This is a genomic window from Allofranklinella schreckenbergeri, from assembly GCF_003703475.1.
GTDB classification, from domain to species: Bacteria; Pseudomonadota; Gammaproteobacteria; order Burkholderiales; family Burkholderiaceae_C; genus Lampropedia; species Lampropedia schreckenbergeri.
Window position 1 is genome coordinate 189648 of the sequence record NZ_RDQM01000003.1, and the last position, 14339, is coordinate 203986.

Annotated in this window: 15 protein-coding genes; 2 read left to right on the plus strand and 13 right to left on the minus strand. The window is 65.1% G+C overall.

Translation table 11 applies throughout. The features are described from left to right. Nucleotides 1-30 precede the first annotated feature (30 nt). Both EBQ26_RS03590 and tsaE read right to left on the minus strand, forming a co-directional pair. Nucleotides 31-1683, minus strand: a complete 1653-nt coding sequence (locus tag EBQ26_RS03590) for an N-acetylmuramoyl-L-alanine amidase (RefSeq protein WP_238944115.1) — start codon at nucleotides 1681-1683, stop codon at nucleotides 31-33. Further along, a complete protein-coding gene (tsaE, locus tag EBQ26_RS03595; RefSeq protein WP_122237651.1) occupies nucleotides 1680-2210 on the minus strand; it encodes a tRNA (adenosine(37)-N6)-threonylcarbamoyltransferase complex ATPase subunit type 1 TsaE in 531 nt (176 codons plus the stop codon). The genes EBQ26_RS03590 and tsaE overlap by 4 nt, the downstream gene beginning before the upstream one ends. Nucleotides 2211-2459: 249 nt before the next feature. Between tsaE and queG the strand changes: the two genes are divergently transcribed. Beyond that, nucleotides 2460-3548: a tRNA epoxyqueuosine(34) reductase QueG gene (gene queG / locus EBQ26_RS03600; protein WP_122237700.1), complete on the plus strand. Its 1089-nt coding sequence runs from the start codon at nucleotides 2460-2462 to the stop codon at nucleotides 3546-3548. 62 nt (nucleotides 3549-3610) lie between these two features. On the opposite strand, the gene pbpC is transcribed toward queG, so the two are convergent. The 7 genes from pbpC to EBQ26_RS12570 form a co-directional block, all read right to left on the minus strand. Next, a complete protein-coding gene (gene pbpC / locus EBQ26_RS03605) occupies nucleotides 3611-6058 on the minus strand; it encodes a penicillin-binding protein 1C (protein WP_122237652.1) in 2448 nt (815 codons plus the stop codon). A 5-nt stretch (nucleotides 6059-6063) separates the two neighbouring features. Next, entirely contained in the window at nucleotides 6064-7782 is a 1719-nt protein-coding gene (locus EBQ26_RS03610; protein WP_122237653.1) for a sensor histidine kinase, read from the minus strand. After that, nucleotides 7779-8018: a hypothetical protein gene (locus tag EBQ26_RS03615; protein ID WP_122237654.1), complete on the minus strand. Its 240-nt coding sequence runs from the start codon at nucleotides 8016-8018 to the stop codon at nucleotides 7779-7781. The genes EBQ26_RS03610 and EBQ26_RS03615 overlap by 4 nt, the downstream gene beginning before the upstream one ends. Then, a complete protein-coding gene (locus EBQ26_RS03620; RefSeq protein ID WP_122237655.1) occupies nucleotides 8015-8821 on the minus strand; it encodes a cytochrome C assembly family protein in 807 nt (268 codons plus the stop codon). Before EBQ26_RS03620 ends, EBQ26_RS03615 begins: the two co-directional genes overlap by 4 nt. Before the next feature lie 32 nt (nucleotides 8822-8853). Continuing rightward, nucleotides 8854-9516, minus strand: a complete 663-nt coding sequence (locus EBQ26_RS03625) for a Yip1 family protein (RefSeq protein WP_238944116.1) — start codon at nucleotides 9514-9516, stop codon at nucleotides 8854-8856. 121 nt (nucleotides 9517-9637) lie between these two features. Beyond that, nucleotides 9638-10261, minus strand: a complete 624-nt coding sequence (locus EBQ26_RS03630; RefSeq protein WP_122237657.1) for a nitroreductase family protein — start codon at nucleotides 10259-10261, stop codon at nucleotides 9638-9640. A 103-nt stretch (nucleotides 10262-10364) separates the two neighbouring features. Then, a complete protein-coding gene (locus tag EBQ26_RS12570) occupies nucleotides 10365-10646 on the minus strand; it encodes a hypothetical protein (protein WP_147473993.1) in 282 nt (93 codons plus the stop codon). On the opposite strand from EBQ26_RS12570, the gene prmC reads away from it, so the two are divergent. Next, entirely contained in the window at nucleotides 10645-11523 is an 879-nt protein-coding gene (gene prmC, locus EBQ26_RS03635; RefSeq protein ID WP_122237658.1) for a peptide chain release factor N(5)-glutamine methyltransferase, read from the plus strand. The two genes, EBQ26_RS12570 and prmC, sit on opposite strands and share 2 nt — an antisense overlap. A gap of 42 nt (nucleotides 11524-11565) precedes the next feature. Here the strand turns inward: prmC and EBQ26_RS03640 are convergent, their stop codons facing one another. From EBQ26_RS03640 to gdhA, 4 genes are all read right to left on the minus strand, one after another. Then, complete coding sequence (locus tag EBQ26_RS03640; RefSeq protein WP_122237659.1) at nucleotides 11566-11853, minus strand: helix-turn-helix domain-containing protein; 288 nt, start codon at nucleotides 11851-11853, stop codon at nucleotides 11566-11568. Next, nucleotides 11850-12188 (minus strand): type II toxin-antitoxin system RelE/ParE family toxin, encoded by a 339-nt coding sequence (locus tag EBQ26_RS03645; protein WP_122237660.1) that lies wholly within the window; start codon nucleotides 12186-12188, stop codon nucleotides 11850-11852. The genes EBQ26_RS03640 and EBQ26_RS03645 overlap by 4 nt, the downstream gene beginning before the upstream one ends. 19 nt (nucleotides 12189-12207) lie before the next feature. Further along, nucleotides 12208-12774, minus strand: coding sequence for a 2-amino-4-hydroxy-6-hydroxymethyldihydropteridine diphosphokinase (gene folK, locus EBQ26_RS03650; RefSeq protein ID WP_122237661.1), 567 nt, complete (start codon nucleotides 12772-12774; stop codon nucleotides 12208-12210). A 144-nt stretch (nucleotides 12775-12918) separates the two neighbouring features. Then, nucleotides 12919-14262, minus strand: coding sequence for an NADP-specific glutamate dehydrogenase (gene gdhA / locus EBQ26_RS03655; RefSeq protein ID WP_122237662.1), 1344 nt, complete (start codon nucleotides 14260-14262; stop codon nucleotides 12919-12921). Nucleotides 14263-14339 lie beyond the last annotated feature (77 nt).

Below are 14339 nucleotides of genomic sequence, written 5' to 3' on the forward strand. Positions count from 1 at the left end.
GCAATGCAGCGGCGGCCTTAAACAGGCCGCTTACACCCGGCGCACGCGTGGCAAGGGCGGGTGCTGCTGGAAGTACTGCACGATGCCTGCGGTAATGGCGTCGGCCAGGCGGGCCTGGTGGGCGGCGGAGGCCAGCAGGCGTTCTTCTTCGGGGTTGCTGATAAAGCCGGTTTCCACCAGCACGCTGGGGGTGTCGGGATTGCGCAGTACGGCGAAGTTGGCCTGCTCGACCTTGCTGCCGCGCACGCGGGTGACGTGGCCCAACTGGGTGCGCATGTATTGGCCGAGCATCAGGCTGTCGCGGATTTGGGCGGAGGTGCTCATGTCCGCCAAGGTGTTGTGCACGTGGCGGTCGGCCGTGCGGATGTTGAGACCGCCGATGGAGTCGGCGCGGTTTTCCTGCTCTGCGAGAAAGCCCGCCATGGTGCTGGTGGCGCCTCGGCGGCTGAGGGCGTAAACACTGGCGCCGCGCGCATTGGGGTTGAGGGCGGCATCGGCGTGGATGCTGACGAACAAATCGGATTGCACGCGCCGCGCCCGCCCCACCCGTGAGGCCAGGGGAACGAAAAAGTCCCGGTCGCGCGTCATGAAGGCTTGCAGCGGCACGCCGCCCACACGAGTGCGGTTGATGCGCTCGCGCACCTGCAAAGCAATGGCCAGCACCACATTTTTCTCATACACGCGTGCCGGGCCGATGGCCCCGGGGTCTTCACCGCCGTGGCCAGGATCCAGCGCAACGATGTAGATGCGGTCGGTTTGGCGGCGCGTGGCGCGCGGGCTGACCCGGGGCGTCATGGGCGGGGCAGGTGGCTCGGGGCGCGGCGGTGGGCTGGGCGGCACGACAGGCACTGGCGCTGGCTTGGGAGGCTGCACCGGGCGCGCTGGGGGTTGTTGGGGTGGTGGCAGCGGCGGGGCAGGCGTTGTGCCGTTGTGCCGGTTGATCCAGTCGCCCAGCGGGTCAGCGCCGCTGCTGGTGGGGGGCGCCACAGGAGGCGCTGCAGGTGGCACTACGGTGGGTGGTGCTTCGGGAACCGATGCTTCCATGCCAGGCGCCTGGGCGATGGTTTGCAGCCGCTCCTCAATCAGCTTGGCCATGGGATCGACGGCGTGAAGCGGATACAAATCAAACACCAGTCGGTGCCGATAAGGCGCCACGGGTTTGAGGGTGAAGACCTCCGGGCGTACGGGCTGTTTCAAGTCAATGACCATGCGCACCACCGTGGGCGAGTGCTGCCCGATGCGGATGCCGGCGATGTTGGGGTCTTCGGATTGCACCTTGGTGGCGATGTTGCGCAGCTCCTGCCCCATGCGCATGTTCTGGAAATCGACGTACAGGCGCGGCGGTTGGTCGGCGGCGAAATCGTGTTTGGCCTGGAGCTTTTCGTCCGATTCGATGGTGACGCGCGAATACTCTGGTGCGGGCCAGATGCGCACGGCCACGATGCCGTCTTTGCCGCCGTTGGCGCTCCCGTTCTTGGCGCCGTTTCTTTTCCCGCCTGTTTGCGGCTCAGGCAGCGGCTCCATCCGTGGCGAATGCTTTTGCGCCTGTGCCAGATGCTGCACCCCCAGCAGGCACAGCAGTGTGCCTGCGCGCAAAAGCCCCCGGCGGTCGATTGCGCTGGCGGGGGCTGCGGCTTTTGGGGTGGAATCGGTTGGGGCGGCGGGCGGCAAGATCGGCTTCATGGGGCGCATTTCAGCACATTTTCAAGCAGTTCCCGGCCTATGCTCGTGTATGTTCTCAACTGCACTTGACGGGCTTCGCCGTTGTCGCCGTCGCTGCCGTCGTTGCCAGCGGGGATGTGCCACTCCAATGCCAAATCGGGCTGGCCCAGCGCGGGGCCAGCTTTTTGCGGCCACTCAATCAGCCGCAGGCCGCTGCTCTGTGCGGTTTCTTGCAAGCCCGAAGCCAGCCATTCTTCTTCGGACTCCAAGCGGTACAGGTCAAAGTGGAAAATCTCCCCCGGCCAATCGGGCAGGGCATAAGGCTCCAGCAGTGCGTAGGTGGGGCTTTTGATGCGCCCCTGCACGCCCAAGGCGCGCAGCAAGTGGCGCACCCAGGTGGTTTTGCCAGCGCCCAGCGTGCCGTAAAGGTCGATGCGCACCTGGGCCAGCAAAGCCGGGAATTGGGCGAAGCGGCGGGCCAGATCGGCGCTGGCCAGTTCATCGGGCAGCGCCAGGGTGTGTTCATGAATAGCTGGGGAGGGGGGCATGGCAGTTCGATGGCGCGGCCTGCTGCCAGGGCGCGCAAGGGTTATGGAGAGCAGCGCAGCGCAATGAAGGGCGCTGTGCCTGCGCCGTGCAACACGCCTGCCTACAATGGCCAACGCATGACAAAGCACGAGCAAACAAGCCGCCGCCTCGGCGAGGAGGGCCGCAGCCAGCGCTGTGAGAGCGGGCCGCTGCCCAATTCGCGCTTCAGTGCGCCGACCAGCTTGGCAGGGGAGCCGCTGGTAGCGCAAATACGCCTGTGGGCGCGGGAGCTGGGATTTTCCCAGATCGGCGTGGCGGGCGTGGACCTGCGCGATGCCGAAGCGGGCTTGCTGGCGTGGCTGGCGCAGGGCTTTCATGGCGAGATGGATTACATGGCCCGCCACGGCCTCAAGCGCGCGCGCCCGGCCGAGCTGGTGCCGGGGACGGTCAGCATCGTCACCGCGCGCATGGATTACCTGCCCCGCGATACCCCGCCCAACTGGGCCGAGCGCGAACGCGCGCGCCTGACGCAGCCGGGCGAGGCCATCGTCTCCGTCTATGCCCGTGGGCGCGATTACCACAAAGTGCTGCGCGCGCGTTTGCAAAAGCTGGCTGAGCGCATTCAGGCGCAGATCGGGCCGCTGGGGCATCGTGTGTTTACCGATTCGGCGCCCGTGCTCGAAGCCGAGCTGGCCAAGCGCAGCGGCCTGGGCTGGCGCGGCAAGCACAGCCTGCTGCTCTCGCGCGATGCGGGGTCGATGTTTTTTCTGGGGGAGATTTTTCTGGATGTGGCGCTGCCGCCCACGCCGCCTGTGACGGGGCATTGCGGCTCCTGCCACGCCTGCATGGCGGCCTGCCCCACGGATGCCATCGTCGCACCCGGCCACGTGGATGCGCGGCGTTGCATTTCCTACCTGACCATCGAGCACCCCGGCCCCATTGCGGAGCATTTGCGCCCGCTGATCGGCCAACGCCTGTATGGCTGTGACGATTGCCAAACCGCCTGCCCCTGGAACAAGTTTGCCCAGCCCGCCACGCTGGCGGACTTTGACGCCCGGCCTGCGCTGACGCAGAGCGGGCTGCTCGATTTTTTGCGCTGGAGCGAGCAAGAGTTCCTCCAGCGCACCGAAGGCGGCCCCATTCGCCGCATTGGCTACGAGCGCTGGCAACGCAACCTGGCCGTGGTCAGTGGCAATGCGCTGCGCAGTGCAGAGCTGCCGCCCGCGTTGGCGCAGCAAGTGCGCCAGGCGCTGGCCCAGTGGCAAGCGGATGCGGCCACTTCAGCGCTGGTGCAAGAGCACATCGCCTGGGCGCTGGCGGCGCCTGAGCGTCTCATTTTACAAATCAATAGGAAATAAAAATAACTTGTTTTGGCATGTTATATATAAAATCAATTTTCTTTTGATTGGTATATTGAATTTCAGGGCTTGAGGCTGGCGCCGCGCACTTCAATGCGCACGCGGTCGATGACGCGCTGGCCGCTGGCGCTGCGCAGTTCGATGGTGTGGCGTCCGGGCGTGGGGGGCCAGTACCAGTGGCGATGGCCTGGCTGCAAGCCGCTGACGCGCTGGCCGTTAAGCCACCAACTGGGGGCGGGGTGGTTGCTGGCAATGCGCAGCATCTGGTTGGTGGGGGGGATGTCGGGATCCAGGGCGAGGATGGTGCCGTCGGCAGGCTCCAGGATGCGCGCGTCGGGCCGGGCCGGGGTTGGATCGCGCCCGCCAGCGCCAGTGCCCGAGGGCGCAGCCAGTGCGGGCGCCGGGGCGCGGCGCAGGGTGAATTGGGCTTGCTCGGTGCCGGGCAAAAACCATTCATCGCGTTCGGCTTCCAGCAAGAGCGCTGGGGAGGGGGCGGCGCTGAGGCGATCGTTCTCGCCGGTGTTTTCAGCCAGGTAGCGCACACGCAGACGCACCAGCTCTGGCGGCGGGGCGGGGCGCTGGCCGGGGCGCAGGCGGTGGGCGAAGGCGGCAATGCTGGCCCAGACGGGGGCCGCGCCCGCAATGCCGCTGACGTTGTGCATGGGCGAGCCATCGGCGTTGCCGACCCACACGCCGATGGTGAAGTGCGGCGTGTAGCCAATGGCCCAGTTGTCGCGCATGTCTTGACTGGTGCCGGTTTTGACGGCGCTCCAAAAGCGTGTGGCCAGGGCGCTGTCGGTGCCGAAGGTGAGCAGCCGCGCGTGCCGGTCGGAGAGGATGTCGCCGACGATGTAGGCCACGGGCGCATCGAGCACGCGGCGGCTGTCGGGCGATAGGGCGAGCGATAAGGTGGGCGATGTGACGGGCAGGGCCGCGTTGGCGCCTGGGTGGGTCGCTTGCGTTGTTGTGGGCAGAGGCTGCACCTGGGTGCGGATGGGGCTGTGCAGGCCGCCGTTGGCCAGGGTGCGGTAGGCGTTGGTCAGTTGCAGCAGGTTGGCGTCCACGCCGCCCAGGGCCAGGGCATAGCCGTAATAGCCTGCTGGCTCGGGCAGGTGCAACTCCAGCGCGCGCAGCAGTTGCGCAAAGGATTCGGGCGAGACCATGCGCAGCGTGCGCACGGCGGGGATGTTGAGCGAGCTGCCCAGGGCCTGGCGCACGGAAACCCAGCCTTTGTAGCTTTGGTCGTAATTTTCGGGCGCGTACAGGCCGAAGGCGGTAGGGATGCGCGTGGGCGAATCCTCCAGCAGCGAGGCGGCGGTGAGGCGTTTTTGCGCAATGGCCTGGGCGTAGAGAAAGGGCTTGAGGGTGGAGCCGGGCTGGCGCAGGCCGAGCACGGCGTCCACCTCGGGCGAGCGGCTCAAGCCCGAGGTTCCGACCCAGGCCAGCACTTCGCCGCTGGCGTTGTCAAGCACGAGCGCGGCGCCGTCGTGCACGTTGTGTCGGGTCAGGGCTTGCACCTGCTGTTGCAGCACTTGGGCGGCGTGGCGTTGCAGGCGGCTATCAAGGCTGCTGGGGATTTCGCGCACTGCATGTACTTCTCGTACTTCGCGCACGCGGGCCGCGTTGGCTGGTGGGGTGTGATCGTGGGTGGCCGTTGGCTGGGCAGGCTGTACCGGTTGCGGTTGTGCCGCCCCACGCATGACGTAGCGGGCGAAGTGCGGGGCGTCGCCGCTGGTGGCGCGTTGGGCGGGGCGGCTGAGCGCGGCTTCGGTGTAGAGCCGCAGGGCACGGCAATCTTGCCCCCAGGGCGATTGGGCCTGGGCGAGGATGAGGCAGGCGCGCTCGGCCACCCGGGTTGCGGGGGCATTGGGCGCGCGCAGCAGGGCTGCGGTAAGGGCGACTTCGCGCGCATCCAGCCCACTGGGGGCTTTGCCGAAGGTGTTGCGCGCCAGGCTGTCGATGCCGATCAGCTCGCCGCGAAAGGGGGCGAGGTTGACGTAGGCCTCCAGGATTTCGGCCTTGCTCCAGTGCGCCTCCAAATCGCGCGCGCTCCAGAGCTGACGCCATTTTTGCCGCCAGGTGCGCCCGCCTGTGCGGGCGCGCAGCTCGGCGTTGAGCAGGCCCGCCAGTTGCATGGTGATGGTGGAGGCGCCACGGGTGCGCTCGTTCCACAAGTTGCCCCAGGCGGCGGAGCCGACGGCGGCCCAATCCACACCGCTGTGTTCGTAAAAGCGCTTGTCCTCGGTGAGCAGGATGGCGTGCAGCAGGGCGGGGGAGATGTCCTCCAGGGCAGTCCAGTCGCCGCGCCGGGCTTGGAAGTCGGTGCGCACGCGCTGGATGCGCTGGCCTTGGCGATCGAGCAGCCAGGTTTCTGAACTGTGAAAGTCTGCGCGCACCTGGGCAAAGCTGGGCAGGGTGTGTGCGCAAGAGGCGCTTGGGGCGCTGCCCAGTACCGCGGCCACCAGCGCCCCGGCAAGCAGGGCATGCGAGCGAGCGAGCGCCAGGGCCATGGCTGTCAAATTACCAACTCGTCCAGCATGGGGGCTTGGCCGTGCCGGCTTTTGACGGGGCGCTTGAAAAGCACGGTGAAGGCGTTGCCCGCCAAAACGCCGCGCGCGGTAGCCAGCTCCATGCGCTGGTAGCCAATGGTGGCGCCGTGGCGCTCGCACAGCTCGCGGCAGAGAAACAGGCCCAGCCCCGAGGAGCGGCTTTCGGAGGAGAAAAACGGTTCAAAGAGGTGCTGTTCCACGCTTTTTTCCAGCGGCGCGCCATCGCTCCAGACGGTCAGCCGCGCCTGGCCATTGGCGCTTTGCTCGGTGAGTACCTGCAACGAGTCGTCGTGCGGCCCCATGTAGCGCAAGGCGTTGTCCAGCAAGTTGACGAGGATGCGGCGCAGGTGGTCGCGATCGAACGCGACGATGGCCTCTGGCGCGCCCAACTGCATTTGCACCAGTCGCACGGCAGGCTCTTGCGCTTGCCAGTCGCGCACGCATTCGCTGCTCCACTCGTCCAGCGCCAGGGCTTCATGGCGGGCATCGTCATCGGTTTGGCGCTGCACGCGGGCCACGTCGAGGATGTCTTCGGCAATGCGGCGCAGGCGCTCGGCGTTTTGGCGGATCATCTCCGTCAGGCGCTGGGTGGCGGCGTCTTGCGAATCTTCCGCCAGCAAGGTGTTGGCCTGGATGATGGCGGTGAGCGGGTTGCGGATTTCGTGCGCCACGGCAGCCGACATGCGGCCCATGGAGGCGAGTTTCTCCGTGCGCACTTGCGCTTCGGCCTTGCGCAAATCGTGCAGGAAAACGACGCAGTGCACCTGGCGGTCGTCCAGGCGGCGGCGCGATTGGGGGCCTTGCGTGATCCACGAGCGCGCGTGCACGCCCACGGGGCTGCAACCGGGCTTGAGCAAGGTGAGATCGGCCACTTGCGGGGTGCCGCGGCGGATGGTGATTTTGGCCATGGCCACCAATGGGTGCCAGGCCGGGTCCTGCTGCAAATCCAGCGGTAGCGGGACATTGGCGGGCAGGCCCAGAATATCCAGGGCGGCGGGGTTGGCGGAGTGCACGACCATGTTGGCGTCCACGACAAGCACGCCATCTTCCAAATGCGAGATGACCAGGGCGTTCACCTGGCTTTGCAGCAAGGCAGCTTCGCGGCTTTTGCGGTTTTCCTGCTCTTCGCCCAGCAGGCGCGAGGCCATTTCATGCACCAGCAGCCCCAAGACCAAAAAACCCATGCCGCTGAGCAGCGATTGCAAAACTTCGGGCGGGCGGATGTCGCTGGTGGCAGGCGAGAGCGTGACCCAGGCCAGCGCAGCGATCACGCCCAGCACAGTGCCGATGAGCACGGTGAAATTGCCCAAGGCTGCGGCCATCAGCACCGGCAGCCCAAACAGCGGAATCAAACTGAAGCCACTGGTGTGCCAGTTCAGCAGCAGCGCGCACACGCCAATATCTACCGCCAGTGTGAACACCCAGTGCAAGGCAGGCTTGCGTCGAGGCTGCTGGCGCCCCCACAGCCAGCGGATGAGGGCCGTTTGCAGCATGTAGCCCAGCGCCAGCCACAGCACGCGCGAGGGCACGGCGCCTGTGAGAAGCCGCTCGGTGCTGAGCAAAAACAGCAGCGCAAAGGCCAGCATGAGCCGGCCCATGAGAAAGCCCCGCCAGAGGCGCTGAAACGGCCCCGGTGCGGCTTCAATGGAGCGCGACAAGCCCCAGGCGGTGCGCCAGAAACTCATGATGCGTCAGGCGGGTGTGCACCGTGGCGATGCGTGTGGCAAAGGTGGCCAGTGGGGCTGCGGATGGCCAGCCGAGCATCCATCAACACGCCGCACACTTCACAAGGCACCATGGCAATCGGTTGCGGGGCAGCGCCCGCGCGGACAGTGGGGGGCGCCATGCGGGCGGTGCGGCGTTGCGACCAGCGCCAGACGAGCACGCCAACAACCAGGGCAAGAATGAGCCACTTGCTCATGCCAATATCACCTCCATGACAAAACGCGAGCCGACGTAGGCCAGCAGCAGCAAAATTGCCCCCGCATTGAGAATGCGCACGGCCTTTTTGCCGCGCAGCCCCATGCGCCAGCGCGCCAGCAACAAAGCGGCAAAGGTCATCCACGCCAGCGTTGAGAACACCTCTTTGTGCCGCCAGGCCCAGGCTTGGCCATAGACCGTATCGCGGAACAACAGCCCGGCAATGAGCGTGGCGGTGAGCAACACAAAGCCCGCTTGGGCGAAACGGAAAGTCAGCCGCTCCAAAGCCAGCAGGGGCAAGTCATCACCAGCATCCAGCGCAGAGGCGCTGCGCATGCGCTTTTCTGCGCGCCGCATCAGCCAGCCGTGGAAGACGGCGGCAGCAAACAAGCCGTAGGAGGAAATGCCCAGCGCCATGTGCGTAGCCATCCAAAGGCTATGGCGATCGGGCAGGGGCGGGCCAGGGTAGAGCGCGCCCAGCAACGCCGAGGCGGCCGCTACAGCCAACAGCCAGCGTTGCGGCGGCAAGCGCGGCAGCACTTGGTATTCGATGGCGTAAACGGTGAAAGCCAGCCAGCCGGTGATGGAAAGCGCCGGGCCAAAGCCAAACGTGGGCACGGCCAAAAGCAGGCCGCAAGCAATGCTCGCAAGATGCAAACACCACGCCGCCAGCAGCAGCAGGCGCGGCGGATGGCTTTGATGGGCGCGGGGCCACACCATCGCTGCACCATAGGCCAGCGCAGCCAGCGCTGCCCAGGGCAGCAACCAAGCGCTGGGGCCAAGGGAAGCGGCAGGGCTGAGCATGGTGGTGTTCTCTCAGGCGTGGAGGGGGGGCTTCAGGGGCGCTGGCGCAGGCGCTCAAGCACGCGCCGGTCGACCTCCAGCCGTTCTTGCTCGCTCATTTGCTCATAAGCCTGCTCACTGACGCCCAATTGCTGGCGCTGCTCACGCACCAGCGTTTGAAACGTGTGGTTAGACCACAGGCTGGCGCCCATGACGCCCGTGAGCAAGGCCAGCAGCAACAAGGCTTTGGGCCGCCCTATGCCATGCACCTCCAGACTGGCAACGTAGAGCAGATAAATGCTCCAACTGGCGTTCACGATCAGGCTGAGATCGGGCAGGGGTGTGAGCAAGGCAGTCAAGGGCACGACCGCCATGGTCGCGGCGACGCAGCGAAAGGCCGTGGCATAGCTCTGTTGTGAGCCCAGCAGCTTCCACAGCAGCATCAAAATCAAAGCAACGAATAAGGCCCCCCCGCAGACCAGCCCCGGCACGATCAGCAAACTGCCCAATGCGGGAAGCTGCCCCGTCAGGGGCCAGGAAATCAGGGCAAAGACGATGGCACCCGCCAGGCTCAGCACGGCGGTGAAAACCATAGGCTCAACAAGCGGCCCGCCCCGGGGCATGGTGCGGAAATATTCCGCCGGGCGCACGATGACGTACAGCGCCAGCCGGGCAATGCGTTGAAGGTCGAAAGGGGAGTGAGACGGTGGCTGCATAGGAGGGCGCATTGTGCCAGCGCTGGGGGCGGCTGGCGGGGGAGAATCTGTCCTTGAAATCCTCGTGCAGCGCCATTCTTGAGGGCAGTCTTGCGAGACAAGCGGGCGCAAGCCCTCTATTTCAAGCGCCATCCCAGGCGCGCACAAAAGCTTCGGGCTCCACACGGCGCAGCGGGGAGGAGGGGGGCTGCGCTGCCGTGCCGAAATTGAGTATGCCGACCATCCGATCTTGCGCCTCAAAGCCCATCACGCTGCGCAGCAGCGCATCCAGCGGCGCGGGCGCGGTGGACCAAAACCCTTGAAAGCCCAGGCAATGCGCGGCGTTGAGCATATTCATAACCGCCGCGCCGCAGGAGAGGAACTGCTCGAACTCCGGCACCTTGGGATGCTCGGCCACGCGGATGGCCAGTACCATCACCACCGGCGCGGTTGTCAATTTGCGTGCGAACTTGCTGCGCATCTCTTGCACCTCGGGAGACTGCGCATCGGGGTGCGCCATAACCCGCTCCAGCAACACTTCGCGCTGCGCGCCGCGCACATATTGAAAGCGCCACGGATACAAGCCAGCGTGATCGGGCGCACAAGCGCCCAGCGCGAAAATCTGTGCCAGCGCCGCATCGTCCGGCCCCGGCTCTTGCAGCGGCCAGCGCGAGCGGCGCGTGGTCAGGTATTGCAGCGCCTGCTGGCGCATCGGCTCATCAGGCCAAGCGGCCGGTGCGGCTGTATCGGTGGTGGCTTGAGTCAATGAAACCCCCTTTGAAAAAAATGGCTGAAGCTGTGCTGCACAAACCGCAGCGCACCTGCTTCAGGCAAAAAGCGCGCGGAAAAAGCGCAAAAGCGCCGGATTATCAATGCAAAAGCCCGGAAAATTGGCTGTCGATCCCACCCCTTTCAACCGGCGCGCAGCCGCCTTTGCGGCCCTCGTTGTGCAGCGATTGCGATGCCCGACCGAGGGCTTGTTGAGATTCAGTATTGCGGCGTTGTTTTCGGTCAAAACTGTGCATCTGCGGCGTTGAAAACGCTTGCAAGCTGTTCGCGCCTTGTGCGCGTTTTCGCCTTGCATCTGCGGCTTTTGTCTCGAAAAACCGTTTCGCAAACCCAATTTCAACAACCCCGAGTGTGAATGCCATGCCTGTAGCCCTCCCCACGATTGCCGCTGCTTTGCGCGATGCCGCCCAGCGGGGCCTGGCGCGCATTGACGCGCAACTGCTGTTGTTGCATGCGCTTGGACAAGCCCAGCGCAGCCGCGCCTGGCTTATTGCCCACGATGAGCAACCCCTCACTCCTGCACAGCAAACCGCCTTTGCCCACCTGCTGGCCCAGCGCCAGCAGGGTGTGCCGGTGGCCTACTTAACCGGGCGCAAAGGCTTTTTCGGCCTGGAGTTGAGCATCACCCCCGACGTGCTCGACCCCCGCCCTGATACGGAAACCCTGGTGGAGTGGGCACTGCAAACATTGGCCCCGCGCACCAACCCGCGCGTGTGGGACTTGGGCACAGGCAGCGGCGCCATTGCCCTGGCCATCAAAAGCCAGCGGCCTGATGCCCAGGTTTGGGCCAGCGATCAAAGCGCCAGCGCCCTGGCCGTGGCCCGCCAAAACGGCCAGGCCTTGGGGCTGCAAGTGCATTGGCTGCAAGGCAGTTGGTTCGATGCAGCGGCCGATAACGGGCCATCACCCGTGCAGTCCCCGCTCTTGCCCGGCGCAGGCCAATGGGATGTGCTGGTTTCCAACCCGCCCTATATCGCCGCAGCGGATCCCCATCTGCCCGCTCTGGAGCATGAGCCTCGGCAAGCCCTGGTCAGCGGTGCCGATGGTTTGGCCGATATCCGTGCAATCGCCCAGGCTGCCCCCACTTGGCTGGCCCCGGGGGGATGGTTGCTACTGGAACACGGCTGGGATCAGGCCAGCGCCGTAGCCGCCATCCTGGCCCAGGCGGGCCTGCGCCACATTAGCCACCGCTGCGATTTGGCCGGGCATACGCGTTGCACGGGCGGGATGCGGGAGTGAGTGGACTTGCGGGCCTGGCGTAGCCCGGTGCCCAAGAAGCGCTCAAATTGCTGCTTCGAGCACGCGCAGTTCAATGTTCAAGCCCGCAGCCGCGGCCATATTGACGAGCGTATCTAGACTGAACAAGTTGATCTTGCCGCGCATCAGATCGGAAACGCGCGGTTGTGTCACGCCGAAAAGAGCGGCCGCCTGCGTCTGGCTCATGCCATTGCGTTCGAGGTGGCTGCGCAGCGCTGTCATCAGGGTTGAGCGCAGTTTCATGTTTTCGGCTTCTTGTGGTGTGTCTTCCAGCGCGTCCCAGACGCTGGCAAAGCGGTGTGATTGGCTCATCGCTCTAACTCCTTTAACAAATCGCGGTACCGGCGGACAGCCAAGTCCCGATCGGCTTGACTGGTTTTTTGTGTTTTTTTCTGAAAGCAGTGCAGCACGTAAATGGCATCGGCGAATTTGGCAACGTAAATGATGCGAAAAGCGGCGTCGGAATCGCGGATACGGATTTCTTTCACCCCCGGCCCCACGGTGCGCATGGGTTTGCAATCGTCTGGCTCATGCCCGTTTTGAATGCGGTCGAGTTGGTGGCCCGCATCGCGTCTGGCGGCAAGAGGAAAGGCGCGCAGGTCTTCCAATGCGCTGCCTCTGAATGCAATGGGCTTGGGTTCGATCATGCGGGCATGATACGAAATTTTATATACAGCCCTTGGGTGGCTGCCCGCTCCATGCCCATTGCTGTGCCTGGGGCAGGCGCTCCAGCGCTTGATCGGCGACGGCGGCCAGGGCGGTTGCAGGGGCAAGGGTGGGGTCGATGTCGGCCAGGGGGCGCAGCACGAAGGCGCGTTGCTGCATGCGGGGGTGGGGCAGGGTGAGCTCCTCGCTGTCGCAGGTGAGGGCGGCGCCAGCGTGTTCGTAGCGCAGCAGGTCCAGATCCAGGGTGCGCGGGGCGTTGCGCCAGGGGCGTTGGCGGCCTGCGTCGCGTTCCAGCGCCAGTAGCGCGCGCAGCAGGGGCAGGGGCGCCAGACGGGTGCGCAGGCGCACAACGGCGTTGATGAAGTCCGGCCCCTGGGCATCGACGGGGGCGCTGCGGTAGAGGGGGGAAGCGGCTTCCAGCCGGGTGTCGGGCAGGTGGGCCAAGGCGTGGGCGGCGTGCTCCAAGGTGGCGATGGCGTCGCCCAAGTTGCCGCCCAGGCCGATCCAGGCCAGGGCGTCGCTGTTTTGAGGAGCTGAAGCGGTGGGTTGGGCGGCGATTTTATTCATTTTTATCATTCAATAGGCAAAAAAATATGCCTATTTCGGCATGATGGTATTCAAATTAATTTTATCTTGATATGAAAATAGCCGGATGGCAGAAGGCCGCCATCCGGCTCGGCACGCAGATCGTGCTCAGGGGCTTGAAAAGGCTTAAACCACGCCTTGGGCCAGCATGGCGTCGGCGACTTTGACGAAGCCGGCGATGTTGGCGCCGTCGATGTAGCTGACCTTGCCGTCGGCGCGGCGGCCGTACTCCAGGCAGGCCTGGTGGATGCTTTGCATGATGCCGAACAGGCGCTGATCCACTTCCTGGCGCGTCCAGGCCAGGCGCATGGCGTTCTGGCTCATCTCCAGGCCGGAGGTGGCCACGCCGCCGGCGTTGCTGGCCTTGCCGGGCGCGAACAGCACGCCAGCGGCTTCAAACGCCTTGGCCGCTTCGATGGTGCAGGGCATGTTGGCGCCCTCGGCCACGCAGACCACGCCGTTGGCAATCAGCGTCTTGGCGTCGTTCTCGTCCAGTTCGTTCTGCGTAGCGCAGGGCAGGGCGACCTCGGCCGGAATGTGCCAGGGGCGCTTGCCTTCGATGTACTCGGCGCCGACCTTGGCGGCGTAGTCCTTGACGCGGCCGTACTGCACGTTCTTGATGTCCATCAGGATGGCGAGTTTCTCGGGCGAGAAGCCTGCGGGGTCATAGACGGTGCCGTTGGAGTCCGAGCAGGTGACGACGGTGGCGCCCAGTGCCATGGCTTTTTCGATGGCGTATTGCGCCACGTTGCCCGAGCCGGAGACGGCCACTTTCATGCCCTGGAAGGAGTTGCGCGCCTCGTTGAGCATGGCTTCGGCAAAGTACACGGTGCCGTAGCCGGTGGCCTCGGGGCGGATCAGCGAGCCGCCCAGGTTCAGCGGCTTGCCGGTGAGCACGCAGTCGGCGCGGTTGGTGAGCTTTTTGATGTAGCCGGCGATGTAGCCGATCTCACGCCCGCCCACGCCGATGTCGCCCGCAGGCACATCGGTGTCGGCGCCGACGTGGCGGTACAGCTCGGCGGCAAAGGCCTGGCAGAAACGCATGATTTCGCCATTGCTCTTGCCCTTGGGGTCGAAGTCCGAGCCGCCTTTGCCGCCACCCATGGGCAGGGTGGTCAGCGCATTTTTGAAGGTTTGCTCGAAGGCCAGGAATTTCAGCACCGAGAGGTTGACCGAGGGGTGAAAGCGCAGGCCGCCCTTGTAGGGGCCAATGGCCATGCTGTGCTGGATGCGGTAGCCGCGGTTGACTTGCACCTTGCCCGCGTCGTCCACCCAGCAGACGCGGAACATGATGATGCGCTCAGGCTCTGCCAGGCGCTCCAGCAGGTTTTGTTCGGCGTATTGCGGGTGCTTGCTGATGAAAGGCCAGAGGCTCTCGAACACTTCGGTGGCCGCTTGCTGGAATTCGGGCTGACCGGGGTTGCGCTGGGCGATGTGGTCGAGAAATTGCTGGAGAGACAGATCAGACATGAACAATCCTTTACTGCTGATGGGTGAATGAAAAAAGTGAAAGCACGGCAAAAAAAAGCCCCTTCCCTAGGGATGGA